The following is a 26,419-nucleotide window of genomic DNA, read 5'->3' on the forward strand; positions in this document are numbered from 1 at the left end:
TAATTATGCAGTAGCCGCGCGCGCTTTTAATAGCTCATCGTAAGTACCGCGGAAGTCATGGATTTGACCATCACGAATCTCAAGGATACGAGTCGCTAGCGATGATACGAACTGGCGATCGTGCGATACGAAGAATAGGGTGCCTTTGTAGTTCTCAAGCGCTAAGTTTAATGATTCAATTGATTCCATATCCATGTGGTTGGTTGGTTCATCCATCAACAACATGTTTGGCTTATGCATCATTAATTTACCAAGCAGCATACGACCTTGTTCACCACCAGAAAGCACTTGAACGCGTTTCTTGATGTCGTCTTGGCCAAATAGCATACGACCTAGGAAACTGCGAACCACTTGTTCATCGTCACCTTCTTGACGCCATTGAGCCATCCAATCAAACACTTTTAGATCTTCTGAAAATTCATGAGCATGATCTTGAGCGTAGTAACCAATGTTTGAGTTTTCAGACCATTTGTAGCTACCAGTCTTAGGCTCTAAAGCTCCGGCTAGCGTATTTAGTAGGGTAGTTTTACCCACGCCGTTTTCACCGATAATCGCAACACGTTCACCGACTTCAAAAATTGCGTTGAAGTCAGAGTAGAGTGTGGTTTCAAAACCTTGTGATAAGTTTTCCACTTCTAATGCGTTACGGAACAATTCTTTTGATTGCTCGAAACGAATAAATGGGTTTTGACGACTAGAGGCTTTCACTTCTTCTAGCTGAATTTTATCAATTTGCTTAGCACGAGAAGTGGCTTGCTTCGCTTTTGATGCGTTCGCCGAGAAACGAGATACGAAGGTTTGTAGTTCAGCAATTTGTGCTTTCTTCTTCGCGTTATCCGATAATAAACGCTCACGAGCTTGAGTCGCTGCGAACATGTAATCATCGTAGTTGCCAGGGTAGACACGTAGTTCACCGTAGTCGATATCTGCCATGTGCGTACATACTTCATTTAGGAAGTGACGGTCATGCGAGATGATGATCATGGTGCAGTTACGTTGGTTTAGTGTATCTTCCAACCAGCGAATAGTGTCCATATCCAAGTTGTTGGTAGGTTCATCAAGTAGCATGATATTTGGATCGGCAAATAATACCTGCGCCAAAAGAACACGTAGTTTCCAACCCGGAGCGATTTCGCTCATTGGGCCCCAGTGCTGTTCGGTTGGAATACCTACTGATAGCAGTAAATCACCTGCGCGAGCTTCTGCGGTATAACCATCCATTTCCGCAAATTGGGTTTCAAGATCGGCTACTTTCATGCCATCTTCTTCGCTCATTTCTGCTAAAGAGTAGATGCGGTCACGTTCAACTTTGATTTCCCAAAGTTCTTTATGGCCCATGATAACCGTATCGATAACCGTAAACTCTTCGTAAGCAAACTGATCCTGATTCAATTTTGCCACGCGTTCGTTAGGATCAACACTCACGTTACCAGAGCTAGGCTCAAGCTCACCACTTAAGATTTTCATGAAGGTTGATTTACCACAGCCGTTCGCACCAATCAGGCCGTAACGGTTACCGTCACCAAATTTAACAGAGATGTTTTCGAATAGGGGTTTAGCACCAAATTGCATGGTGATGTTCGCTGTGCTTAAGATAACGGCATTCCTCAGGTTTAATCTTTACATTTTAATCACTGACGCATGAAATAATCAGTCGGTCAGTGATGATGAATTAGCGCGCATTATAGACGATTAAAAGCTTATGTGATACCCGTCAAATTTTGAATTTTCTCTCTTATTCACTAAAGATGATGACATAAAAAAAGCGCCTACCTTGGGAAAGGTAAACGCTTAGTGTGATCTTAATATGATAGAGCGAGAAACTACTTAATTAATGCTTTTAGAGCGTGTAGTTTTTCGCCATTTGAGATGTCGTTACTCATCGTATCGGTAATGTACAGCTTGTTATCATCGGTTAGATTAATCGTATCAATCTCAGTACCAGCAAGAACAGGGTCCAATAGTTTATTGTTATCGGCTCTATCTATGATGAATATTTGAGTTGCCTCTTTAATCACAATGTAGCTATCGTTTACCCAAAGGTAGTTTTGTTGACCGCCTTCGATTTTGCCTGCCTGGCTGTCTGTTTCGAAGCCAGTGTTAGCATCTATGACGAAATTACTTTCAATGGTGTCTGTTTTATTACCAATCGAACCAATTTCAGTTTTGATTGCAGAGTATAAACATTGTTTATTGGAGTCTTGGCAAGCAGTTTGCCCTGTAAAACTTGAACTCAACACATAAGATTGGGTAATGTCTTGCGCTGATTCGCCATCCCAGCCATTAATGAAGCTTTCGTCTAGGCTAGCATCATCATTTAATAAACCATTATTAAGTAATGTCAGATCTGAATCTGGTATTGGTAAGATTTGAGTTACATCACCTTGGATATCTTCTATTCTATTACTTAACCCTATAATACCAGAAACAACGCCATCGTTAATTGTAGGTATAACAACGGTGTTACATACAGTGCGATAGCTCGGCTTTAAATCATCACATATATCACCAGAGAAATGTGCCGTTTTCCCTTTGGTGCTTTCTATTAATACATTCCCTAATGTTTCACTACTTGACAATAAACTATCGGAGCTCATTTCGGTCACGCTTTTAGTTTTCTCAATCGTTTTATTTTGCACCAGATTTTTCATTACTTCTGCGATGGTTTCATCCGAGTTTTCATCAGATAGTTGTGAAATCGCTTCAATGATAGAATCTTTGTTAAGTTTTAAATTGTTATAAAAATGACCAGTCTTAAGTTTGACAGTATTAAATGCATCCCCGTTAGAAAAAACGAGCAATCCTTTTGAATTTTCACCAACGAAATCAGGCAACTCTTTGTTATTTGTAATTAAGTAATAGTCACCGTTAGACGCCACATAATACCAAACTGGACGTCTGAAGGTTTGAGTCACGTCTACAACAGGCTTGTCACCAGTCACTGCTGCGATTAATTTTTTGAGAGCAGATGTATCGTCAGAGTCGGAATCAATAGGAGCGAGTCCCTGAGTGTATTTATAGATGGCCTTATGATTTTCACTAACCTCAACAACAAAACCACCATCTGAAGTTGGAGTGAAGTCTTCAACACCCATATTGGAAATATCCCCAATTGGTGCGCCATTCGCATCAAAACCAATTAAGTGACTACCATCTTCACTTGACGTTTCAACACGAGCAATACTCGATACATTAGAAAGTTCCTTGAAACTTAATGTTTCAAGTGGATCAGATGGCTCAGTATTCGAGCTACTTGAAGAATCGTTACAAGCTGAAAGGGCGATACAAACGGTTGTAGCCAGTAATAATTTTTTTAGCATGGGGAATCCTATTTTTTGGAAGCCGAATCTTACCATCATTGTTTTATTATCCAAGTGGGCAATAAGTGGTCGGATAAGAACAAAAAACCGTGCCACAGATGAAGTTTGGCACGGTTTGTTTTTTCAACCAAATCTTCTAAGAAATGGAATTGAGCCCTCTATTACAAGAATCAGTTATAGGCTCTGGCAAAGTGACCTGAACTTAATACTTTATATTCACCTGCAGAACACGGAATAAAGGCCGATTGTCCTTTGGTGAGCATAAGTACATAACCATTTGAATGCGTGAGTGTCACATCTGCATCAATCGCAAAAATGATTTCCGCGCTGTCACAAGTTAAGTTAGCTTCACACTCATAAACGCTAAAATTGAAGTCATCGACTGGAATTGGGTAGTGCTTAGTGTTTTTTTCTTCAATAGGTGCAAGAAGAATTTCATCACTAGGCTTCGGCTTACAGATTGTATTGGCAATTAGCTCAGGCACATCCATATACTTTGGCGTTAAGCCTGCACGTAGTACGTTGTCTGAGTTAGCCATGATCTCTAAGCCAGTGCCTTTGATGTAAGCGTGTGGAGTACACGCATCAAGGAACATTGCTTCACCTGGTTTTAGCGTGATCACATGCAGCATCAGTGGGGCAAATAAACCAACATCACCTGGGTACTGTTTTTCTAGTTCAATTAATAGATCGGCAAGTTCCTTGCCTTTGTACTCTTGAGCATGAGCCATTAAAGCCTGAATCGAAGAATCTTTCGCTTCACCGGTTAGGGACAAAATCGCTTCGAAAAACTGGCTTAACCCTGATTCGGTTTGATTGGCTTTTAATGCTGAAACCTGTGCCTGTAGAGCAGGGGCATTCACCGTTTCAAACATACGAATGATGTCTTTAAAATCTCGGAAACCATTCATTGCTTGATAGGGCGTTAGGGCGTAGACCAATTCAGGTTTATGGTTTGGATCTTTGTAGTTACGGTTCGCCGCTTTTAAATCAATTCCGGCTTGGTTTTCTTTTTCAAAACCAATTTCTGCCGCTTGTTTGCTTGGGTGAACTTGAATCGATAGGGCTTTTTCTGCGGCTAAAACTTTAAATAGGTAAGGCAGTTCATTAAAACGCGTTTCAGTACGTTCGCCTAATATTACGGTTTTGTCTTGTTCAATGACACTATCTAAACGAACGAAATTATCGTTTAGTTCTACTTGAGAACATCCATTAGAGTGTGCACCCATCCAGATTTCAGCTTGTGGCTTGTTTTCAGGGTTTGGAATATCGAATAATTGTTGAATAGAAGATGTGCTGCCCCATGCATAATCTTGAATCACGTTCTGCATGAGTAAAAATGGAGGAAGAGCTTTCATAATAATCCCTTACGACTATACCCAGTATTCTTTAGTTAAAGCATAAATGGCAACTTAAATCACATTGAGTATAAAAAGTTAAATTTTTGGAAAAAGCAATGCAGGCATTATAGCCTGCATTGAATTAAAAGTGTTCAGAAGTTACTAAGTTCTGATTAAGCTGTTGCTATTTTTGCTTGGCGCATTTTTTTCAACGCTACACACACAATGGCGGTTACCACTGCACCTGTTGCCATACAGAAAAGCGCTAAGAATGGTTTATTCATTGCACCTAGTAGGGCAACTACAGGGCCACCGTGAGCTACGCTGTTAGTGATGCCGAATGAAAATGCCATTACTGCGCCAACCATTGAGCCAAGTACGTTTGCTGGAATTACTGATAGTGGATCTTGCGCGGCAAATGGAATTGCACCTTCAGATATACCAACTAAGCCCATTGCACCAGCGGCTTTACCTGCTTCGATTTCGCTGTCTTCAAAAATACCAAACTTACGACCAATAACGGTTGCTAGTGCCATACCTAGAGGTGCGATTGGAATAGCCACAGCCATTGCGCCCATGAATTGAGTTTGGCCGCTAGCAATCATGCCGACAGAAAATAGGAAGGCTACTTTGTTGAATGGACCACCCATATCGAACCCAGCCATACCACCAAGAACAATACCGAGTAGAACGACGTTACCCGTGCTCATTTCTGTTAGTACTGCGTTTAACCATTGCATTAGATCAGCGATTGGTGCGCCAATGACAAAGATAAACAATGAAGCAATAAATACCGTACCTAAGATTGGAGCAATCATGATAGGTACAAGTGGCGCGATCATTTTGTGGTATTCACGTTGCGCGATAAAGCGAACAAAGTAACCGACTAACAGACCGGCAATGATGGCACCAATAAAGCCAGTACCAGCATCTGCGCCATAGAAAGAGCCGTTATTAGCAATCCAACCGCCAATGAAACCTGGAGCTAGTGCGGCACGATCACCGATGGCATAAGCAATATAGCCTGCAAGAATTGGGATCATTAAAGTAAAGGCAACCACACCGACATTTAATACTTGGTTCCACAAACTACCATCTGGAATTTGCATGCCATTTGGCGTTGGCTCACCACCAATTGCTAATGAAAGGGCGATCATCAAACCACCAGTTACCACAAATGGGATCATGTGTGATACGCCATTCATTAAGTAACGGTAAAGGTTTGAGCGTCCAGAATTGGCACCAGATTTTTCTTCTTTAGTATTACTACTCGCATCGGCTTGATAAGGCGCCGCATCGAGCGCTTGTTGAATGACGCCTTTACCATTACTGATAGGCGCTTTTACGCTAGTTTGAATTAGCTTTTTACCGTTAAAGCGAGTCATATCAACTTGCTTATCACAACTCACTACAATGGCGACTGCGCGGTCGATTTCTTCTTGAGTAGGCGCATTTTTAACACCAATTGACCCATTGGTTTCGACTTTAATTTCGTAACCCATTTCAGCGGCGGCTTTTTCCAAACCTTCAGCAGCTAAGTAGGTGTGTGCAATACCAGCAGGGCAACCGGTAACACCAATGATTAAGCCTTTATCCGCGGCAACCGTGTTTTCAACTTCTTTCTTTTCAAGTAGTAAAGCTAAAGCCGCTTCCGATGATTCGGCTTTGAAGAATGCTTCAATAAAGCCATCTTCGATTAATTTTGATGATAGCTCTGCTAATACTTCGATGTGATGATCAGCACCACCATCTGGAGAGGCGATCATGAAGAATAGTTTTGAATCTTCACCATCTTCTGCACCGTATTCAATACCAGAACGGCTGATACCAATGGCTACCGCAGGCTCTGCTACCGCTGCACTTTTTGCATGCGGAATCGCCACACCTTCTTCAAAACCCGTGTTACCAATTTCTTCACGAGCATAAATATCTTTCAAAAATTGAGCTTTATCGCTGAGCTTTCCTTGGGCATCTAAAATTGCCACCATTTCATTGAACACTTCGTCCTTGGTGGTCGCTTTTAGATCTAAGCAGATTAGTTTCGCATTAATCAACTGGGTAATCATGGCAGTACCTATTATTAGTATTGATGTATTGTTGATATGAATTGTTGGTCATTTGCTAAAGAAAGAATAGTGCATATAAGTGGCATTTACTGGATTATTGTAACCACTGAAATTGTTTGTGATCCCGATCACTGGTAAATTAAGTGGTGTTATATAGCGTATACACTCACTAAATAATCCAAGGCTGCTGTACCGCATGAATCAGACTTTTATCAATGTATTGGAAGGTGTGCTAGCCGACCGTGAGCACTTTAACCGTGTGTGGTTTGCTAATGATCACACCACGCCACCGCCTTTCAGTTATCAAGTAAACTTTCCCCGTATGGAGTTTGTGATCACCGGGGAGTACATCAATGAAATTGAAGATCCTGATTTTGGAGTCACCAAAGTAAAGGTTCTACCCGGCGATATTTTGTATATTCCACCCAATAGCTGGAATAAGCCCGACTGGGATAGTGATTGCTGCGTATTGAGCTTACTGTTTGGTAAGCGCCAGCTAGGGTTTAGTTTAGTTGAAAAAAGGAAAGGGGAAGCCAATTTTTTCGATGTGCAGAAGCATAGTATTCAAACTCGAACCGGCCACGCGATAGATCATATTCTCAGCGCGTTAAATACTTTATCCAAAGAAAAGAATCTGCATCCTACAGGTGGACATTTATTGATGGCTTTAATGACTTATTGCCACGGAATGTTGTTGTCTCCTGACTTATCATCGCAAAGTCGTAGTGAAGATCTTTATCAAGGGATATGTATTTATATTCAAGAAAACTTCCACCGCAATATCACTCGGGATAGTATCGCGCACCGCTTTAATATCAGCCCAAATCACCTATCACGATTGTTTCGTCAGCAGGGACACATGCGCTTGGCCGATTACATTACCTGGGTTCGGTTAGAGCGTGCCAAATTTATGCTAACTCGTTATTCATTTCGTTTAAGTGAAGTGGCTCTGCGCTGCGGTTATAACGATGTGAACTACTTCTTTCGAGTGTTCAAGAATAAAACCGGTAGAACGCCTAGTGAGTTTCGCGCCATGTATGTGGAGTAGGTTGTGTATTTAGCTTGGCGTAGGTGTTGTGACATTATAACGCTATAGTGCTATGATGTTCTTATCGAATTAATGGAGACATTATCATGAGCAATCTATCAAAACGTTCTACCGTTTACTTTGAGCCTGATATACATCAAGCACTAAAAATGCGCGCTGCTTCATCTCATTTATCAATTTCTGAGTTAATAGATGAAGCTGTTCGTTTATTAATGCGTGAAGATCAAGAGGATTTAGCCGCTGTATCAGCAAGAGCCAATGAGCCTGATATTTCATATGAAGATTTATTAAATGATTTGAAGTCACATGGAAAAATATAGAATAACTTTTAAAAAGTCAGTGGCTAAAGATTTACGAGTAATACCTAAAAACGATATAAAAAAGATCCTAAGTAAAATAGATACATTAGCTATAAACCCTCGAGGTGAAGGTTGTATTAAACTTTCAGGGCAGGAAAATTATCGAGTTCGCCAAGGCTTATATCGAATAGTGTATGAAATAAAAGATGATGTACTTGTTGTTAATGTAATAAAAGTTGCCCATAGGTCACAGGTGTATAAAAGCAACTAACAAGTCATTCAGCAAGATACAAGCGCTTGGTTATTCTCCTACGGCGCTGATTTTTGCTTCTGATTGAGGCGTTAGTTTGCTAAATGCTCGCGGCTAACTAGCCCAAGCTTGCTCTGACATCTGCAATGGTGATAAAGAGTTTGTTTTCAGTATCTTGAAATGCTTTAAAACCATAACGTTCATAGAAATGTTTTGCACCGTCTTTGGCATCAACGGTAACAACTGGAAATGCAACGCTATCACTAGCCGCTAATAACTTTCTCAGTGCGTCAATAAGCAACCATTCTCCAAAGCCTTTTCCTTTGTATCTCTCATCAATAGCAAGACGAGCAATGAGGCCACCTGAAGTCGATGATTGATGTTTCTTTTGTAACTTACCGGGCAATGCCTTTAAGTCAATTGGTGTCATTGTTAGCGTATAAAAGCCGATGATATGTGCATTGTCTTTATCATCTTCTAAAACAAATGTTCTGGTGTTGTCTTTCTTTGCTTGCTGACTCGCCATTACTTTCAAGTAATTATTGAGAGCTTCGATGCCACAGTTGAATCGGTTTCTATTGTGTTTAGATTTATCTAGAAGTACCGTATTCATCATTGAGTTTTGTTCTCGTATCGACCAGCAGCAGCTTTTAGTTTTGAGTTCTGTGTTGCAGGGCGGTCTAAAGCGTCCATCAGCAACATAGCATCGGCTTGGCTCAGTTTTAAAGCTTCTTCACGTTCGATGACTTGTTTCGCTTTTTCAATTGCAGCGCTTAGAACAAATGAGTTAATACTAGACATACCAGCGATCGCAGCAGCCTTAGTAAGTAGATCTTGTGTATCGACATCAACTCTAGCGGTGATACGAGGTAGGGTAGTCGCCATAATGTTATCTCCTAGTGTGTCAAACTGTCACATGGATATTATGGTCTTAAAGTGTGCAATAATCAATTGCCGTGTCACTTTGGCACACATGCGAACGGCCAAAGAATCAACATACTTTTCATTGTCAGATACGTAGGGGGCTATTTATCCAACTTCATAAAACAAGTGATGATGGCTTGTAGTTCCGAATGGTGCTTATGCTGACAGATAAATTGATTAATTTCGGAATTCACTAAAGCCATTGCCAAATACCTCACCGCTAATAATGTCTGTTTACTTGCATCAATAGGTATCATTAAAGCTATGATATGAGTAACCGATGGAAAGTTGCTTCCCCAATCTACAGGCGTGTTGGTGGTTAATATAATCAGCTGTGGTTTATCAATTGCAGCATTAAGTAGGTGAGGCAGGGCAACACCATTGTTCATCGCTGTCGAAGATAAGGCTTCCCGTTTTTTTAATGCTTCTTCTAGCGCTTGGCTATCTTGATTTTGGGTTAGCTGAGACAGTCTTTTTAAGCAATATTGCTTTTGAATCAATTGGTCTTTTTGTTCGGTATAGAGTGCAGTATAAAGCTTGGTAAAGTTGTTTAACTCTTTTTCAATATCAAAGCATTGGATTTGAAATAGGCTGTTATTGGACGAGGTAGGAGAGCTGCTAGCTTGTGTTTCAATCACAAAGCAATCGGTTTGCAAGAAGGTGATTAATTGCGACTGATATTGCTCGGCATCTTCTCCAGTTAATACCAGTTGGCAAAGTTCGAAAGGGTGAAACGCTAATGTCATCGCGCTGAGGTAGTCTTTGACATCGACCTGTTGCAGGGATTGCACTTTAATTAAAGTGACACTACCCACAAAAGCTTTTACTTGTTGATGAATACCTTTAATCAACCAGGTTGGTAGCCCAGTTGAACCTAGGTAGAAGGTAATACGCTTATTTTGCATGAGTTATTTTGCACAACTGATGCAGCGCTGAATGACCGCATCAGGATTGGTGAGCACATCTTCGATAGAAACTTGAATGGTTTGAGTTTGTTCAAATCGTTCCGCTTGTTCTATTTCAATATCTGATGCGATCAAAACCACTTGCGCTAAACTGATGTCTTTGTATGTCAGTTTATTATCTATCCCCATCGCACCTTGTGTTTCCACATGAATATTGATTTGTGCTTGTGCGGCAGATTTAACCAGTGCCTCAGCCGCCATATAAGTGTGCGCGATTCCAGTTGGGCAAGCAGTAACAGCAACGATCTTCATCAGCTTTTCCTATTCGATAACGTTAATCCGCACATCATACTTCTGAGGCACTAACTTTCAACTTGTTTTATTTCAAGCTTTTATCAAATCGATGTTTTTAGGCTCAAATCTCAACAATCTCAATGCATTCAACGTCACTAGGGCGGTTGCGCCACTGTCTGCCAATACGGCAACCCATAATCCAGTAATACCGAGTAGGCTAGTGACAAGAAAGACCGCTTTTAACCCTAGTGCTAAAGTGACATTTTGACGAATGTTGGCAAGGGTTGCTTTAGATAACTCAATCATCGCAGGTAGTTCGGTTAAGCGATTATGAGTAAGAGCTGAATCGGCGGTTTCTAATGCCACATCGGTACCGCCACCCATTGCCACGCTGACACTTGCTGCCTTCATAGCTGGGGCATCATTGATACCATCACCAATCATAGCAACGTGAGATTGCTGCGCTAATTGCTCCACAAAAGTCACTTTATCTTGTGGTAGTAGGCTGGCTTTGTACTCCATTGATAGTTGACTACTGATCGTCTCGGCACTTCTCGGATTATCACCCGTTAACATGATAGAGCGGATACCAAGTTTATGTAGCGCTTTAATCGCCTGTTTTGAATCGCTTCTTAATGTATCTTGCCAAGCAATAATACCCATCGCAGTTTGATTATTTAGAATAACCACCACTACGGTTTTACCTTGTGATTCTAGTTGTTCAACTTGCTGTAAAGTTTCTGCATCTAAAGGTAATTTCATTTTAGATGGCGACATAATTTGAATAAGCTTTCCATCGACTTCCCCTTGAACGCCGACCCCAGCTAGCGCCTGTTTATTGCTTGCTTCTGGAATGACAATACCTTGAGCTTCTACTTTACGAATAAAAGAGGTGGCGAGTGGGTGATTAGAGCCTATTTCAACCGCACTGGCATAACGCATTAGATCTTTTTCTGTTGTACCGTTTAAGCTGATGATATCGGTAACGTCAGGTTTCCCTTGAGTAAGTGTACCGGTTTTATCAAACGCCATGATTTCCACTTTGCCTAATTGCTCTAACGCTGCACCGCCTTTAATTAGCGCGCCACGACGAGCGGCAGTAGCAAGCCCAGAGGTAATCGCCGCAGGGGTTGAAATTACAAGGGCACAAGGGCAGGCAATCAGTAACAATGCTAAACCGCGATAGACCCATGTCTCCCAAGGTTGAGAAAATACCAGTGGTGGTGTAATGATCACAGCTAAAGCGACCAGCATCATTAACGGGGTATACCAACGGCTGAATTTATCTAAGAATCGCTCTAAAGGGGCTTTGCGTGACTCAGCATCTTCAATTAAATGTAAGATACGGTCGATGGCATTTTCACCTTGTTTCGATGTAATCATAAAGCGCACAACCCGATCGGTCGCAATGGAACCTGCCATTACGTTGTCACCTTTTTGATGTTCAACTGGAATGGATTCACCAGTTAATGCGCTTTCATCAAAACTGGCACAGTCATCTTGAAGTTGACCATCAGCGGGTAGGCGCGAACCCGGTGATACTTCGACAATATCACCCGGTTGGAGTGATGCCGCAGCCACAATAACTCTTTCATCATTAACGATTTTAGTGGCATTTTCTGGCACTAATTCCATTAAGCTTTGTACGCCGCTACGCGCTCTCGATGCCGCAAATGCTTCTAAACGTTCACCAATTAAAAAGAGTAGTAGCACCATCGCCGCTTCTGCGGTTTCACCTAGATATAACGCGCCGAGAGCGGCAACACTCATTAATGTCTCAATCGCGAAAGGCGTACCGGATTTAGCCAGCTGAATAGCTTTTTTACCAATAGGGTATAAACCGACAAGGCAAGTTAATGTAAATATCCACTGGCTAATTTCGGGTGACCATATTTTGGCGAGTGCACCAATCAGCATCGCAGCGGCAATACTAATAATTTGTAGATTGTCTTTAACAATATTCGCCGGTTTGTTATTGGTGTTTTCTGATGTCGGTGAGCTTAAATTGTTTAAAGTAAAGCCAGTATTTTGACAAGCCTGTTCAATTTGTTGAGTAGTTGCAGGCTGGGTGAAATTGACGAGTAGCTTTTCTGTTGCAAATAGTACTTGTACTCTGTCTACGCCAGGGATTTTCGCGACCGCTTTTTCGATTTTTTGCGCACACGATGGACAATCCATACCGAACACTTTCCATGATTCAAGCTGACTATTTGTTGACTTATCTTGAGGGTTCTGCGGAGCTTTCTGCTTGTTATTATTACTACTACAGTGACTTGAAGAGCAACATTTTTCATCTTGCTCGACTAAAGGTTGTATCGCTGAGATTGAGTGAAGTGTTTTTATATTATTCGTCGTCATAACCAAGCTCCATTAAGGCTGTTATGCTAAGAATACACCTTGGACTACACTCTAAGGTCAAGGCTGAATTTGAATATTTGAAAAGAAAATTAGGGCAAGAGGCATTAAAAACAAAAACGCACCAGAGAACAGACCTAGTGCGCAGTATAAGTTTATAATTAGTAGATTAGATTACTTGAGGACAAACTTCTCAATGGCCAGAGCAACGCCACTGTTTTCGTTAGTTTCAGTGGCATAGTCTGCAATTTGCTTAGTTGCTTCCGTCGCATTTCCCATTGCAATCCCTAAGCCCGCGTATTCCAACATGTGGTGGTCATTGCCCGCATCGCCTAATGTCATTACTTCTGATGCCTGAATCCCTAAGTGCTCAGCTAAAGCTTGTACGCCAGAGCCTTTATCGCTGGTTGGGTTCATAAACTCTAAAAAGAATGGCGAGCTGCGAACAATAGTAAATTTCTGATGCAGCTCATTTGGAATTTGCTCAATCGCTTGAGTGAGTTTTCCTTCTTCTTCAACCATCATCACTTTTAAAATTGGATCAGCGTCATTAAGTGTTTCAAAAGGGCGCTCAGTTAATGTAATGCCGTTGATTTCCGATTCATGAGTAGTGTAAGGGTTAGATTGTGGGCTAATTAAACCTTGCTCAAGAGAAAAAGCATGAATGAAAACATTTAAGCGCTGTGCCCAATCATTTAATAATTTTGCATCTTTACCAGTAAGAATTTCTTGACGAATCATGGTATTGCTTGCCACGGTTTGAACTAATGAACCGTTATAGCTGATGACATAATCACTATCTTGAGTCATACCTAATTCATTAAGTGCTGCACGCATACCATCCAGTGGACGACCTGATGCCAGTACAACATGAACACCTTGTTGTCTTGCTTGGGCAATGGCTTGTTTATTGTGCTCAGAAATTTTGCCAGAACCATTTAATAGCGTTCCGTCCATATCGATAGCGATAAGTTTGTACATTGAATCGATTCCTTACAGCGAGAGAGGCAATGGTAGTATTCATTTTATCGCTGCAATACTACCATTTAATTATTGCCACTCGCTAATTATTGCCGCTAGCCATCGTCATCACACGTTTTAAAATCCAGCGTAGTAGCAGTGGGATTTTCTCAGGCCCATGTTCTTCACAGTATTCAACAATGCCCAGTGCGAGATCGGGTTTGGCATGTTTTTTTACTGCCCGTTGCACAATCTTTTTCGCAGGAATGGGGTGATCCGCGGTGATGTGCACCATGCCACGGAAAAACTCTTCAAAGCCATTGTGATAGAGGAAGTGTTCGATATCTCGGTCGGGTAGTTCAGTGAGCCGGTGTTTCTCCATATCTTGGGCGAGTTGGGTTCTCACCGTAGTGGCGTATTTTTTACCCGCAGGATCGCCATCAACCACAACATGCCAATCTATGTGTAATGCTTTTGCCATTTTGATTAATGACTTCAAGCCAGACTGCGCAAATTCAATAATCTGCACGCCTTCTGCTGCAAGGTTATAACCATATATTTTCGCTAATTCATTGAACAGCCATACCTCTGTTTCGCCTTCGACCAATAACCAGCAACGAGCAAATAAAGCATTAGGGCGATGAAAACGAATATGAAAACTGATCCTCCTGAGATCATCGCGATTCAATTGGTGTTCTTGAATGCTATAAGCTTGTGTCATATCCGATTGACGCACTAGCCGACGTATCGATGAAAGGGGAACGGCGCTAAGCAAAATACCGCTATTGGTGGTGAGGATTTTTTGCATTGGAATGAGTTGCAGTATTTCCCACGATTTTAATAAATTGGTTGGGTGTAGTCGGCCTTCAGGATCTTCTAAAATCAAAATAGGCCGTGCCATGGTACTTATGGTCGCATTGCCTTTGGCTTGTAAGAAAGCATTCAGTAGCCCCATAAGCAATAATTTACTTTGTTGATTTTTACTTTTACGCAGAATTTTTATTAAGCTGGTTTGGTCTTCTGACGAAGGGTGCTCTCCACTGAAGAGATTTTCTCTAGGCTCTATTTTTTGTTGTGTCACATGCCGTTCAAAAGAGAAGTAGTGTTCGATCAAATCTTGCATCGCATTAATGGTGCTTTTCAATTCGCCTTTATTTACATGGCCGGGCATCGCCAGTAATCGACGGTAGGTGTTATTAATACGCTTTTCTGTTTTGTCATTAATTGGGTTTTCAAGATGCTGTTCTCGGCGGTGCGGCATCGGTATCCGCCTCGCATCACGTAGGCGAATGACCGGATGTACCCGAGATAACTCCATCGCTAATTTATGAGCATCATTTAACTTAAGAGGGTTGCCTTGGTGATCTAAAAACTGGTATTCCGTATCAATTTTAAGCTCATTACGTGAAGCGCTAAGCTGATAGATACAGGTTTTACAGGGTTGATTGCCAGCATCTTTATCGTCTTGCCAAACTGGTTTGAGCTTACGATAACGAATGTTTCTATGCTCATTTGGTTGAGAGGTGCGCCAGCGAGTAATGATTTGAATTTGCTGAGTTTGTGGTTGAGATTGAGCGTAATCGACGTGGAAATCTTCAATTTCAAATTGATATAGTTGATTCGTGGTTGGTAAGGCGATGCACAACGCATCTAGTAATGATGATTTCCCCCAAGTATTTTCACCGAGTAGTGTGGTCATTTCATTTAAGCTTAGGGAAAGACGTTTAATGCCTCGAAAGCCAAGGATTTCAATTCGGTCTAGTATCATTATCGCTCCTATCTCTAGACCAACAATAAGGTAAGTGAAGCGGATGAGAAAAAGTTGGCCTTCGAGTTAAGAGTATAGGATTGAATAGCGCTAAACGTTTGTATTTATCACATTTTTTCACTAATACGCTTTGTTGAGTAAATGAAATCAAGGCCGAATATTAAATATTCATAGTTTTGTCATCATTCAAGCAGTAAGATAAGCTTTACTTAACTGGCTAGTCAGGTTTTAACACTACGCCGGTTAAACAATGACAAACAGAGGTATAATGACCCAAAAGAATAACCAAGCCGTTAGCTTAATTTTAGCTCACATCAATGACACGCATTCCTACTTTGAACCTAGCTCGTTACAGCTTGAGCTGAATATTGAGCAGCAGCAACTAAAGCCTTACGTCAGCGCTGGTGGTTTTGCTCGCATCGCAACTCGTACTCAACAACTAAGAGAACAAGCTCAACAACGTGATTTAGGGTTTCTATTCCTGCACGCAGGTGACTGTTTCCAAGGCACTCTCTATTTCTCGCTATTTAAAGGGCGAGCCAATGCTGAGTTACTCAATGCGTTAAACATTGATGCAATGGCACTCGGTAATCACGAATTGGATATGGGCAATGAGCCGGTCGCTAGATTTTTAACGCGCATTGAATTTCCATTATTAGCAGGAAACTGGGATGTGTCGAATGAGTCAAATAATAAGACGATTCGTGTCAGTGACTCACCAAAGCTCGTTCCTTATCAACCAAAATCCCAACATGCCGGATGGATCACCAAGCAAGTGCAGGGTGGTGAAGTGGCCATTTTTAGTTTGGCACTCGATAAAATGGCAGATATTTCAAACCCTGACCAAGATACGCCATTTATTAATTCTATCGATGTTGCTAAAGCGACAGTAGAAGCAATTCATGCTCAAGGCATCAAAAATATCATTCTGCTTAGCCACTTAGGTTATGAAGCGGATTTAGAGTTAGCCAAACAAGTCGAAGGCATTGGCATTATTGTTGGAGGACACTCTCACAGGTTACAGGGTGACTTTTCTGGTGTTGGACTGGCAAAAGATGACGACTACGGTCAGTGCATCAATGATACTTATGTTGTGCAGGCCGGCTACCATGCGCTTTCAATGGGGCACAGCGAAATCACTTTCGATGATAATGGCCAAGTGATTGCTTTTAATGGTAAGAATGAATTATTGCTCGGCAGACGCTTATGTCTAGATGCCACGCTTTCTGATGCCTATCAAGATGACTTTCATTCAAAAGCCAGTGATTATTTACGCCAACATGAACACATTGTGATTTGTAAGAAAGATCCGCAAGTACATGATATTTTGCTGAATAAATACATTCCACGTGTCCGTAAGTTGCAAGAAACCATTGTGGCACAAAGTGATTCACCATTAAGACACGTGCGTATTCCAGATCAAGATGGTCCAAGTGTGTTAGCGCCATTGGTAGCAGAATCGTTCGCCTTTATGATGAAGCAACAAGGTTATGCGGTTGATTTCGCGATTCATAATGCTGGCGGTGTGAGAGCATCTCTGAACCCTGGCAACATTACCATTGCGGATATTGCCGGTAAGTTATTGCCATTTGCGGTACCGATTGGCGTCTATGAAATTCAAGGTTGTTACTTAGCCGCCATATTGGAAGGTGCGATCAATAATGCTTTGAATAACGGAGTAGAAGGCACAGGTTCTGGCAGTTACCCTTATGTGCATAATCTTGATTTCACTTATGTTGCAGACAACCCGATGGGAAAAAGAATTGTCGATTTACGTATTTTTTCTACCGATGAGCAATGGCAACCCGTAGAACAAGAGAGATGGTATAAAGGCACCTCATCAGCTTATACAATGAAAGGCAAAGAGGGTTACGACGCCATTTTAAATATGCATAAATATGGCAAGGTGACACATTTCTCGATGGCAGATTGTTTCTCTGAGTTCTTACAAAATAATCCTGAGCGAATTCAACAACTAAATACAAGCTATTGTCAGAGTTAACGTATTCATAAAATAGTGCTTGTGAGCCAATCTACTTCAGAGTAAATTGGCTGCGTTTGGGGAGTAGTCAGTGAGAATTTGCTTGTCGTCATCTCGAAGTAGGCCACGTTAGCGTGATAGATCTATTTCCGGTAAGCAAAGGTGGTTTTCCACTCTGACGAGACCAACGCACATAGTTTGAATATCAGGCCAAATACTAATTATGCCTGATGTTTTTTCGTATTGTGCGGATGGTCTGAATGCTCTCATTCATTTCTATCCGCCATTTGAGGATCAGAAATGCACGTCACAACCTACGCTTATTTTGGTTTACTTACCGTATTGATGTTAGCCCTAGATGTCTGGCAAACACGAAATGGCAATGTCACCATTAAAAAAGCCGCTATATGGAGCCTATTCTGGGTTTTATTAGCTTTACTATTCTTCATTTCTTTATATGAGTTTTGGCCTGTATTCGAACCGGATAGTGCCTATTCCGCCCATGATGCTGCGACAGCATTTTTAACCGGCTATTTACTCGAAAAATCCCTCAGTGTTGATAATTTATTTGTCTTTGCCTTAATTTTTGGGCGTTTTGCGGTGCCTCAAGAGTTAAGACCGAGAGTATTACTGTGGGGCGTGATTGGCGCTTTAGTGTTACGTGCCGTGATGATTGCCATTGGCGCTGAATTATTAGAAGCCTTCCATTGGGTATTGTACCTATTTGCTTTCTTCTTAATTTGGACGGGCTATCAACTAAGTAAGCCAGAAAGTGATGAAGAGGAAGAGGTGAACTCTTTCCCTGAGCGAATGGTGCGCAAACTCTTTAGAGTGACGAAAGACTACCAAGGTACAAAGTTATTCACCCGTGATAATGTAGGCTTGATGGTGACACCTTTGTTAGTGGTTGTGGCAGTAATCGCAATGACAGACGTATTGTTTGCTTTAGATTCGATACCTGCAATTTTCGCGGTAACCCAAGAACCATTTTTGGTGTTAACGGCGAATGTGTTTGCATTACTAGGATTGCGTTCTTTGTATTTTGTTCTCGAAGGCATGCTGGATAAGTTTGTTTATTTACGTCCGGCATTGGCATTTATCATGATATTTATTGGTATCAAGATGCTATTAATTGGCACACCGTGGGCCATTCCAACCATGGTATCCTTGCTCGTACTACTCACGACAATGACAGTGGCAGTGATTGCTTCAATTATGAAAGAGAAAAAGCTCAAAAAGTTAGATGTAAAGTAACCCAACCCAATCCAACAGCTGCCCCTGTTCTGAGTTTGGTTCGGGGGCTAGCAAAAAAACAAAAGGCCGAAGCAAAGTTCATCATTGCTTCGGCCTTGTCATCTATATTTCAGATAGGTTTATACTTTAAGTAAGAAGGTATTAGTAAAAACTTGGGCTGAACAGTTGGATATGAACCGTTTCGCCTACTTCAACATGGCCACGATCTTGCTCTAATACAACAAAGCAATTGGCAAGGCTCATAGAACGAAATGCACCAGAGCTTTGATTGCCGGTTGTTGATACTTCAAGCGTACCTTGCTCAGTGATTGAGAAGATGCCACGTTGAAAATCGGTACGCCCCGGAACTTTTTTGAAACGTGTTTGGCTAACCGCAGGAATACTTGGCTGTGGTTGCCATTGGCTGTGGCCTGCTAGTTTCGCTAATAACGGCTGAACTAGAATATAAAGCGTTAATACCGCCGATACTGGGTTACCAGGTAAACCACAGAATAGGGCGCTATGACGTTCTTCAGTTTCTAACAGCTTACCAAAAGCAAAAGGCTTACCCGGTTTCATGGCGATTTTCCAAAAGCCAATCTCACCTAATTCATCTAAAATCACTTTAGTGTAATCTGCTTCACCAACACTCACACCGCCTGATGTGATCACAACATCTGCTTGAGATTGTGCTTGTTGAAAGGCTTGCTTAAGTTGTTCTTTATCGTCAGGAATCACGCCTAGATCAATCGCTTCACAACCAAACTTTTCAAGCATCACTTTAATGCCGTAACGGTTACTATCGTAAATTTCGCCGGCTTTAAGTTTTGTACCTAGTGGTTTTAATTCATCGCCAGTTGAGAAGAAGGCTACTTTCGGCTGCTGGAATACCGAAACACTTGGAATGCCTAATGTGGCAATCATCGGGATATCACGAGAGGTTAGTTTATGACCTTTTGGTAAAACTAATGCGCCTTGCTCGATGTCATCGCCAGTTGGTCGAATGTTCTGTTGCGGTTTAACCGGCAGCGCTTGTGTGAAGTCAACAAGATCGCCATTCACTTCGGCTTGTTCTTGCATGATCACGAGATCGCAACCTTGTGGGATTTGCGCACCTGTCATGATTCGAATGCAAGTACCTTGTGGCCAGTCGCCTTCAAACGGGATACCAGCAAAGGATTTCCCAGCTAGTGGTAATTGCGTGGTCGCCTCTAAATCGCTAGAGCGTAAGGCGTATCCATCCATTGCTGAGTTATCAAAGGGTGGGACATTGATTGGAGAGTGGATGTCTTCACTTAAAACATGCCCAACTGCTTTATCAAGAGGTAAGTCTGTCACCAACGAAATAGGTGTGATTGATTCAAGCATGTTTGAAATGGCAGTATCAATTGGCATTAAGCCCGGAGTGTCGCAGCAACCCATATACAATATTCCTAATCATTTTCATCGTTTAATAGTCGTCATTATCCCTAAATTTTAAGTGAGATGAAACGACAACCGATAAGAAACTTAATTTAGGGTGAAATTGTGGAAAGGGCACATTCAATTTAGGGATGTATTTTTTATTAAGAACGAGTATCCTTGAAAACCTTATATAGACTGAGAAGATAGTCTACATGGGAATCAAGTCCTTGAAACCGGAGAAATCGAATGGCAAATTTGGAGACGCACGCAGTAGCAAGTTCTGAGCTAAGTGAAGCGGCATTATTAGTTCAAACCGCATTGGCTGAACGTGGTATTGAAACTCCTATGTATCCGAATGATGTATCAAGAGAAGAGAAAAAAGAGCGCATTGAATACCATATGCGTGAAATTCTTTCCTTACTTGAGCTTGATCTTGCCGATGATAGTTTAGAAGAAACGCCGCGTCGTATTGCTAAAATGTACGTAGATGAAGTGTTCTCGGGCCTTGATTATAAAAACTTCCCTAAGATCACCGTGATTGAAAATAAAATGTCTTGCAGTGAAATGGTGCGCGTAAAAGATATTACCGTTACCAGTACTTGTGAGCATCATTTAGTTACAATTGATGGTCAAGCGGCGGTTGCTTACATTCCAAGAAGTAAGATCATTGGTCTATCTAAAATTAACCGTATCGTGCGCTTTTTTGCGCAGCGACCACAAGTTCAAGAGCGTATGACTCAACAGATTTTAGTAGCACTACAAGCCTTGCTAGAAACTGATGATGTTGCGATCACCATGGATGCTACTCACTACTGCGTGAAATCGCGTGGGGTGATGGATGCCACAAGCGTAACGACGACGACTGCTTTAGGTGGGATATTCAAATCAAACCCAGCTACACGCGCTGAATTTTTGCATGGTTTAAGATAATCGATTCACTTAATTTTAATCACAGCTTCAAAACAACAAAGCCGCTATTTTTCAGCGGCTTTGTTGTTTCTGGAATTCGGATAAAAGCAGAGTAGTACTAAACATTCACTTTACCGCGTAATTTTTTAGTTTGACCACGCATGACTTTTTTATCAGTACGCTTGCGTTGCGAAGATTTAGATGGGGCAGTCGCTCGACGCACTTTATCCACTTTTGCAGCATCTAAAATCATCTGTTTTAAACGTTCGAGTGCATCTTCACGGTTTTTTTCTTGAGTTCGAAATTGTTGCGCTTTAATCACTATCACGCCATCAGTAGTGATTCGCTTATCTTTTAACTCGAGTAGTCTTTGTTTGTAGAATTCTGGAAGCGATGATTTATTAATATCAAAGCGTAGATGAATCGCAGAGGACACTTTATTGACGTTCTGACCGCCAGCTCCTTGAGCTCTAATAGCCGTTAATTCTATTTCCCAGCTTCCTAGCTCGACATTATTGGATATTTTTAACATAAATTGACCATTAGCTCACAGATTTTGTGGATTTAGTTATCGAATTGTTAATTGCATCGGTGGTATGCTTGCCGAATATACTCCCAAGTGATTTCAAGATGCGAGTTTCAGCAAAAATAAAACAAGAGAGGCACGTATGGCAGTAGATGTTTCTAGTTATAAAGGCTTAATTTTCGATATGGATGGCACCTTAATTGATACCATGCCTTCACATCTACTCGCATGGAAACAAACGGCGGAAGAATTCAATTTCCCGTTTGATGCTGAATGGATCCACAGCCTAGGTGGAATGCCAACTCAGAAAGTCGCGTTGTTATTGAATGAACGATATCACATCGATATCAATCCTCAAAAGGTTGCTGAAATGAAAACTGGCTTGTTTGCTGGTTTGATTGAAGATGCCAACATCATAAATTGTACTTATGACGTCCTAAAACAATTCTACGGTCAAAAAAAGCTGGCGATTGGAACGGGTAGTAATCAACAAAATGCACTGCGATTATTAGAGCATAATAACTTATTGCCACTACTAGATATCGTCGTTACGGCTGCTGATGTTCAAAACCACAAACCCAACCCCGATACCTTTTTATTGGCAGCTGAAAAACTAGGTCTATTACCTAGTGAGTGCGTCGTTTTTGAAGATACTGAAATAGGGCGACAGGCTGCTTTGTCTGCGGGGATGGCATGTATTATGGTGGTTAATGGTCAGTTAGTCGCCTAACTATGAATGCATTATTGAGGTGTTTGTCCACTTAGGTATACAATGACGTACTTTTAAAAAACTAGGTCAAAATAATGAGCGATACTAATTCAACTCCAGCTTTACCTGATCACCTTTCTGGTAACCCTCGCAGCCCACATTATGTTGCGGAATGCTTTGAGCAACCGATCGGTATCCGTCTTAATGGTAAAGAACGCACTGATGTAGAAGAATACTGTGTTAGTGAAGGTTGGGTGAAAATTGCATCACCGAAAGCAAAAGATCGTTTTGGTCAGCCAATGTTGATTAAACTAAAAGGCGAAGTTGAAGCTTTTTATAAGTAACGCACGCTAGAATAGAAAAATGCAATACAGTCGCCTGTATTGCATTTTTTGTATCTGGAATAAGGGTTAATCGAGGATTTCGATCAATTCAACATCAAAAATTAATGTCGCCCCTGCTGGGATTGGGCCTGAGCCACTTTTTCCATAAGCGATATCGTAAGGAATGAATAGGCGAACCTTCTCACCTTCTACCATCAATTGTAAGCCTTCTTGCCAGCCTTTGATCACTTGATTCAGTTTAAAACTGATTGGTTCACCGCGCTTATAAGAGCTATCGAACTCAGTGCCATCTAACAATGTACCTTGATAATGAACTTTAACTTGGCTCGTTGCAGTAGGGTGAGCGGTACCATTTCCTTCTTTCAATACTAGATACTGCAAACCACTATCGGTTTGAATGACACCTTCACGTTGGCTATTTTCCGTTAGAAATTGCACACCTTGCTCGATATTTACTGCTGCAAGTTTTTGATTATTGATGTTGCGGTAAATAAAGAATGCAACAAACAATAAAATGATAATAGGAAGTATGATCTTCACGTTAGTCCCTTAAGGTTGTTTGAGTAGAAAATTAATGGTGTGTGCGATTTCGTTGATGTCCTTATGACCGCCAACCAGCACTTCATATTTACCGTTAACAACAAAGGTTGGTACTGAATTAAATCCACCTTGCTTGCTGATTTCCATTGCTTGATCTAAATAGCGGAATAGCGCTTTTTGTTGTAAGTCATCAAAACTATAAGGACTGATCATATGGCGAGAGGTGAAGGCTTGCTCAATCGCTTGTTTCTGCTCTGAAATAGTTGAACCTTCACCTAACTGAACCGCTGCAAATAAATCTTTCATCATAGCTTCATCAGGCGTGTGATTCAGTTGCATTACCGCAGCATAGTAAATTAAGGCTGCCACTTGTGCTTGATCGTTAAAAGTCACGTGTACTTTGCCAATATCTTGTCCTGTAAGCTTTTCTAAATCAGGAATCGAAGCTTCCATGTTTCGACAATGCCCACAAGTTAAAGAAAAGACTTCGGTAACAGGGCTGACTTCCGATTGAGTTAATGGCGTTGTGAGTTGTTGATATTGCTCACCTTGTTTGGGTGTGTCGGAATCAGAACATCCGGCAATAAAAAGGGCAGTAACAGTCAGTAATGTGATGTATTTTAATATTTTTAACATGATGCTCTTCGGCGTTAGGTTAGGTGAATAGATAAAAATTAACTACGTAAAATATAGAACTTGTAAGATATGAAAAGTTCCAGCATAAGTAAAACTTCTTTTGTATCAATGTGTTCTTAAACGATATAAAAATATACAAATCAACCAAAGCTTAGCGTAAACTGATTCATAATACCTATGGATTTGGTTGAATTTTATGAATAAAAAATCTTTCAATATGGAACGAAAATTAAGTCACTTGCTTTCATTAAGTGTCTTCTCTGTGTGTGGTTTTTCTTCTTTACTTCATGCGCAAGAAACGACTCCCATCATGCCATACATCATTAATGGTAATACGACTTCAACCACATCATTTCCCTATATGGGAGTATTAATCACAGATAGTGTGACTGATAGCAAGCGTACGGTAACTCGCTTTTGTGGTGGTACCTTACTCAATGAGCAATATGTGTTAACTGCTGCTCATTGCCTGTATACCGATAACCCATCCAAGTTTAAAAATTTAGCGGTTGTGTTTAATGTTAACGATGTTGATCAGGATATTTTCAATCAAGAGAATACCTATACAGCAAAGGAGGTGTACTATCACGATGATTACAGCACTAAAACTTTCCAAGATGATATCGCCATTATTAAATTAGCATCTGCCGTTCCTGCAAATATTGTCTCTTCGAGTGATTATGTAGCTGAAGCACCAAATGAAAGCTACCGAGTAGATGGTCAATTATTTACTGCTATTGGTTATGGCAAAACGGGGCCTCAAGGTGACAGCGCCAATTCCTTGCAAGAGGTTCAAGTTGAATATTCACAACCCGATCAATGTAAACAAAACTTTGACGTTTCTGATAAACAAATTTGTGTAACAGGTGAAGAAAAAAATAGCTTACATTCTGGTGTCTGTGGCGGAGATTCTGGCGGGCCATTATTGTATGAAGACAGTGGACAACTGTATCAAGCTGGGATTGTGAGTTTTGGCCCTGAAGAGTGTGGTGACCTGAAAGTAGCAACTCAAAGCGTTTACACTGAAGTTTATGATTATGCTGATTGGATAGCCAACGTGCTAAGTGGTAGTGAAACCCCTAAATTTGATGTTACTAAATTAGAAGAAGCCGACAACAATGAAAGTAGTAGCGGTGGTGGGGCGTTAAACTTAGCTTGGTTGGCGGTGTTACTATCCTTACTTGTCTTTAGAAAGAAAACGAATACAAAGTAGTAATAAAAAAAGCAGCGAATAGCTTTATGTTATTCGCTGCTTTTTTACAATTTTCTAGGTTTTACGTTTTTAGCCGTTATTTTGGTTAGCTACTTTTTCAGCTTCAATTTGTTCTGGCGTTTTATAAGCTTTGGTATTCCAAAGAGGTACTGTTGATAGGCTATGCTTGTAGCTACCTTGAATTTCTTTGGTACTGTATGAAAGATATAACAAGGTCTGTGAGCCTTGATCATAAATTCGACGGATTTTCAGAGTCTTGAATAGAACACTTTTCGACTTTTTAAATACCACTTCACCTGATTTAGATTTATCAATCTCAGCAATCATTTCAGGTGTTATTTCACCAGTTTGACGACATGAAATGCCCATATCAGAAGGATCAGCAAAGTCTAAATTTGCTTCTACATTGGAGATATGGCAAGTAACACCAGTGACGATAGGGTCAGATAACACTTCAATTTTAATGTCTTTGGTTGTGAATATCCCCAAAGAGACATCTCCCACTTCATTTTTATCACAAGCAGTAAGTGACAGTGTAATGGCAGATAAAAGCACAAGTTTCTTTATCATGTTCCTTTCCTTTGGAATAAATCAGTAGTTGTTCATCGAAAACACATTTAATAATAGTTAAAGTCTATCATAGCCCATCAATAGTAATGAAAAATAAATTCAATGGTTTGGCTACGCTCGTGACTTATATGTATTGCTTGGCTGGCAAGCTCGCAATCACTAGCCGCCATCAAGCTGAGCTGTTAGGATGACATCACTCGTACGGTTAAAATCGTACTCACGTGTTCAAAGCGGCAATGAATGTCGCTGAGGTAAAATATGCAATCTCAAATCGACAGTTATATTTCGGCTAAAAATCATTGGTTATCCCAACAAGTTGACGTTGAACATCCGACACCAGAAAGCCTAATGGGGCGAAAGCTGTATTTAGAAGCTCAACAAAATGTGAAATATAGCGTATCTGAGATTGAATCATTACTAAGTAACAAAGCTGAGCTAAGTAATAAAGCAGGGCTGGATGTTATTGAAGTCGATTTTCATCGATTAACTATTTTATTTTCAGTCCTTCAAGCATCACAACTTTCCGACATTCCAGAGAATCAAAGTCTTATTATCGAGTTTCTTACACAAATTATTCTCGATGATGAATATCAACTCTTCTTAGGCTTTGATGATGGGGAAGCCGTTTCAGCCCTGATTTGTAAAATCGACCAGGATGATCAAGTCGCGGTTTTAACCGATATTGTCATTTCAGAAAACGCTCAAGATTCATTTAAAACGCAAGATTTTTCATCAGATGTTTTACAGTATTTAATTTCCAAATCTCTGATAATACATAAGGTTATTCACCCAGACTGGGTATAAATAGTGATCTTGCTATAATTT

26 protein-coding genes are annotated in these 26,419 nt (G+C 40.9%); 10 read left to right on the plus strand and 16 right to left on the minus strand.

Annotated features, from left to right (window positions below):
• Nucleotides 1-3: 3 nt before the first annotated feature.
• The 4 genes from L3V25_RS12440 to L3V25_RS12455 form a co-directional block, all read right to left on the minus strand.
• Nucleotides 4-1,596: an ABC-F family ATPase gene (locus L3V25_RS12440; protein ID WP_237295975.1), complete on the minus strand. Its 1,593-nt coding sequence runs from the start codon at nt 1,594-1,596 to the stop codon at nt 4-6.
• 227 nt (nt 1,597-1,823) lie between these two features.
• Nucleotides 1,824-3,320 (minus strand): hypothetical protein, encoded by a 1,497-nt coding sequence (locus L3V25_RS12445; RefSeq protein ID WP_237295734.1) that lies wholly within the window; start codon nt 3,318-3,320, stop codon nt 1,824-1,826.
• Between the two features lie 170 nt (nt 3,321-3,490).
• Nucleotides 3,491-4,678: a mannose-6-phosphate isomerase, class I gene (manA, locus tag L3V25_RS12450; protein WP_237295735.1), complete on the minus strand. Its 1,188-nt coding sequence runs from the start codon at nt 4,676-4,678 to the stop codon at nt 3,491-3,493.
• Nucleotides 4,679-4,833: 155 nt separating this feature from the next.
• Nucleotides 4,834-6,726 (minus strand): fructose-specific PTS transporter subunit EIIC, encoded by a 1,893-nt coding sequence (locus tag L3V25_RS12455; RefSeq protein ID WP_237295736.1) that lies wholly within the window; start codon nt 6,724-6,726, stop codon nt 4,834-4,836.
• A gap of 196 nt (nt 6,727-6,922) precedes the next feature.
• Here L3V25_RS12455 and L3V25_RS12460 point away from each other — a divergent pair, with 196 nt between their 5' ends.
• The 3 genes from L3V25_RS12460 to L3V25_RS12470 all read left to right on the plus strand — a co-directional run bounded on the left by L3V25_RS12460 (nt 6,923) and on the right by L3V25_RS12470 (nt 8,344).
• Nucleotides 6,923-7,774, plus strand: coding sequence for an AraC family transcriptional regulator (locus L3V25_RS12460; protein WP_192999664.1), 852 nt, complete (start codon nt 6,923-6,925; stop codon nt 7,772-7,774).
• An 86-nt stretch (nt 7,775-7,860) separates the two neighbouring features.
• Nucleotides 7,861-8,094 (plus strand): hypothetical protein, encoded by a 234-nt coding sequence (locus L3V25_RS12465; protein WP_237295739.1) that lies wholly within the window; start codon nt 7,861-7,863, stop codon nt 8,092-8,094.
• Nucleotides 8,081-8,344 (plus strand): type II toxin-antitoxin system RelE/ParE family toxin, encoded by a 264-nt coding sequence (locus L3V25_RS12470; RefSeq protein ID WP_237295740.1) that lies wholly within the window; start codon nt 8,081-8,083, stop codon nt 8,342-8,344. The genes L3V25_RS12465 and L3V25_RS12470 overlap by 14 nt, the downstream gene beginning before the upstream one ends.
• A gap of 97 nt (nt 8,345-8,441) precedes the next feature.
• Here L3V25_RS12470 and L3V25_RS12475 read toward each other — a convergent pair whose 3' ends face one another.
• The 7 genes from L3V25_RS12475 to L3V25_RS12505 all read right to left on the minus strand — a co-directional run bounded on the left by L3V25_RS12475 (nt 8,442) and on the right by L3V25_RS12505 (nt 15,529).
• Nucleotides 8,442-8,939: a GNAT family N-acetyltransferase gene (locus tag L3V25_RS12475; RefSeq protein ID WP_237295742.1), complete on the minus strand. Its 498-nt coding sequence runs from the start codon at nt 8,937-8,939 to the stop codon at nt 8,442-8,444.
• A complete protein-coding gene (locus L3V25_RS12480; protein ID WP_237295744.1) occupies nt 8,936-9,208 on the minus strand; it encodes a DUF1778 domain-containing protein in 273 nt (90 codons plus the stop codon). The genes L3V25_RS12475 and L3V25_RS12480 overlap by 4 nt, the downstream gene beginning before the upstream one ends.
• A gap of 140 nt (nt 9,209-9,348) precedes the next feature.
• The gene (locus L3V25_RS12485) at nt 9,349-10,152 is read right to left on the minus strand and encodes a PTS sugar transporter subunit IIA (protein ID WP_237295746.1); all 804 of its coding nucleotides are present in this window, start codon (nt 10,150-10,152) and stop codon (nt 9,349-9,351) included.
• A gap of 3 nt (nt 10,153-10,155) precedes the next feature.
• Nucleotides 10,156-10,464 (minus strand): fructose PTS transporter subunit IIB, encoded by a 309-nt coding sequence (locus L3V25_RS12490; RefSeq protein ID WP_237295747.1) that lies wholly within the window; start codon nt 10,462-10,464, stop codon nt 10,156-10,158.
• A gap of 72 nt (nt 10,465-10,536) precedes the next feature.
• Nucleotides 10,537-12,804: a zinc/cadmium/mercury/lead-transporting ATPase gene (locus L3V25_RS12495; protein ID WP_237295749.1), complete on the minus strand. Its 2,268-nt coding sequence runs from the start codon at nt 12,802-12,804 to the stop codon at nt 10,537-10,539.
• Nucleotides 12,805-12,975: 171 nt separating this feature from the next.
• The gene (gene yidA, locus L3V25_RS12500; RefSeq protein ID WP_237295751.1) at nt 12,976-13,782 is read right to left on the minus strand and encodes a sugar-phosphatase; all 807 of its coding nucleotides are present in this window, start codon (nt 13,780-13,782) and stop codon (nt 12,976-12,978) included.
• 82 nt (nt 13,783-13,864) lie between these two features.
• Nucleotides 13,865-15,529, minus strand: coding sequence for a DUF2813 domain-containing protein (locus L3V25_RS12505; RefSeq protein WP_237295753.1), 1,665 nt, complete (start codon nt 15,527-15,529; stop codon nt 13,865-13,867).
• Nucleotides 15,530-15,797: 268 nt separating this feature from the next.
• Here L3V25_RS12505 and L3V25_RS12510 point away from each other — a divergent pair, with 268 nt between their 5' ends.
• Both L3V25_RS12510 and L3V25_RS12515 read left to right on the plus strand, forming a co-directional pair.
• Nucleotides 15,798-17,531: a 5'-nucleotidase C-terminal domain-containing protein gene (locus L3V25_RS12510; protein ID WP_237295755.1), complete on the plus strand. Its 1,734-nt coding sequence runs from the start codon at nt 15,798-15,800 to the stop codon at nt 17,529-17,531.
• A 279-nt stretch (nt 17,532-17,810) separates the two neighbouring features.
• Nucleotides 17,811-18,764 carry a TerC/Alx family metal homeostasis membrane protein gene (locus tag L3V25_RS12515; RefSeq protein ID WP_237295756.1) on the plus strand — a complete coding sequence of 318 codons (954 nt, stop codon included), beginning with the start codon at nt 17,811-17,813 and terminating at the stop codon, nt 18,762-18,764.
• Between the two features lie 141 nt (nt 18,765-18,905).
• Here the strand turns inward: L3V25_RS12515 and moeA are convergent, their stop codons facing one another.
• Nucleotides 18,906-20,165, minus strand: a complete 1,260-nt coding sequence (gene moeA / locus L3V25_RS12520; RefSeq protein ID WP_237295758.1) for a molybdopterin molybdotransferase MoeA — start codon at nt 20,163-20,165, stop codon at nt 18,906-18,908.
• A 228-nt stretch (nt 20,166-20,393) separates the two neighbouring features.
• On the opposite strand from moeA, the gene folE reads away from it, so the two are divergent.
• Complete coding sequence (folE, locus tag L3V25_RS12525) at nt 20,394-21,077, plus strand: GTP cyclohydrolase I FolE (RefSeq protein ID WP_237295759.1); 684 nt, start codon at nt 20,394-20,396, stop codon at nt 21,075-21,077.
• A gap of 97 nt (nt 21,078-21,174) precedes the next feature.
• On the opposite strand, the gene arfB is transcribed toward folE, so the two are convergent.
• On the minus strand, nt 21,175-21,588 hold the full coding sequence (gene arfB / locus L3V25_RS12530; RefSeq protein WP_089122903.1) for an alternative ribosome rescue aminoacyl-tRNA hydrolase ArfB: 414 nt from the start codon (nt 21,586-21,588) through the stop codon (nt 21,175-21,177).
• Nucleotides 21,589-21,724: 136 nt separating this feature from the next.
• Here arfB and L3V25_RS12535 point away from each other — a divergent pair, with 136 nt between their 5' ends.
• A complete protein-coding gene (locus L3V25_RS12535) occupies nt 21,725-22,312 on the plus strand; it encodes a beta-phosphoglucomutase family hydrolase (protein WP_237295761.1) in 588 nt (195 codons plus the stop codon).
• A gap of 74 nt (nt 22,313-22,386) precedes the next feature.
• On the plus strand, nt 22,387-22,635 hold the full coding sequence (locus L3V25_RS12540) for a DUF3297 family protein (protein WP_237295763.1): 249 nt from the start codon (nt 22,387-22,389) through the stop codon (nt 22,633-22,635).
• A gap of 66 nt (nt 22,636-22,701) precedes the next feature.
• On the opposite strand, the gene L3V25_RS12545 is transcribed toward L3V25_RS12540, so the two are convergent.
• Together L3V25_RS12545 and L3V25_RS12550 are read right to left on the minus strand one after the other, a co-directional pair.
• On the minus strand, nt 22,702-23,175 hold the full coding sequence (locus L3V25_RS12545; RefSeq protein WP_237295765.1) for an FKBP-type peptidyl-prolyl cis-trans isomerase: 474 nt from the start codon (nt 23,173-23,175) through the stop codon (nt 22,702-22,704).
• 9 nt (nt 23,176-23,184) lie between these two features.
• On the minus strand, nt 23,185-23,811 hold the full coding sequence (locus L3V25_RS12550; RefSeq protein WP_237295767.1) for a thiol:disulfide interchange protein DsbA/DsbL: 627 nt from the start codon (nt 23,809-23,811) through the stop codon (nt 23,185-23,187).
• 196 nt (nt 23,812-24,007) lie between these two features.
• Between L3V25_RS12550 and L3V25_RS12555 the strand changes: the two genes are divergently transcribed.
• Nucleotides 24,008-25,024 carry a serine protease gene (locus L3V25_RS12555; protein WP_237295768.1) on the plus strand — a complete coding sequence of 339 codons (1,017 nt, stop codon included), beginning with the start codon at nt 24,008-24,010 and terminating at the stop codon, nt 25,022-25,024.
• Nucleotides 25,025-25,093: 69 nt separating this feature from the next.
• On the opposite strand, the gene L3V25_RS12560 is transcribed toward L3V25_RS12555, so the two are convergent.
• Nucleotides 25,094-25,594 carry a CreA family protein gene (locus L3V25_RS12560; protein ID WP_237295770.1) on the minus strand — a complete coding sequence of 167 codons (501 nt, stop codon included), beginning with the start codon at nt 25,592-25,594 and terminating at the stop codon, nt 25,094-25,096.
• A gap of 258 nt (nt 25,595-25,852) precedes the next feature.
• On the opposite strand from L3V25_RS12560, the gene L3V25_RS12565 reads away from it, so the two are divergent.
• A complete protein-coding gene (locus L3V25_RS12565) occupies nt 25,853-26,398 on the plus strand; it encodes a flavodoxin (protein ID WP_237295772.1) in 546 nt (181 codons plus the stop codon).
• Nucleotides 26,399-26,419 lie beyond the last annotated feature (21 nt).

It is taken from the genome of Vibrio sp. CK2-1, assembly GCF_021726515.1.
Taxonomy (GTDB): domain Bacteria; phylum Pseudomonadota; class Gammaproteobacteria; order Enterobacterales; family Vibrionaceae; genus Vibrio.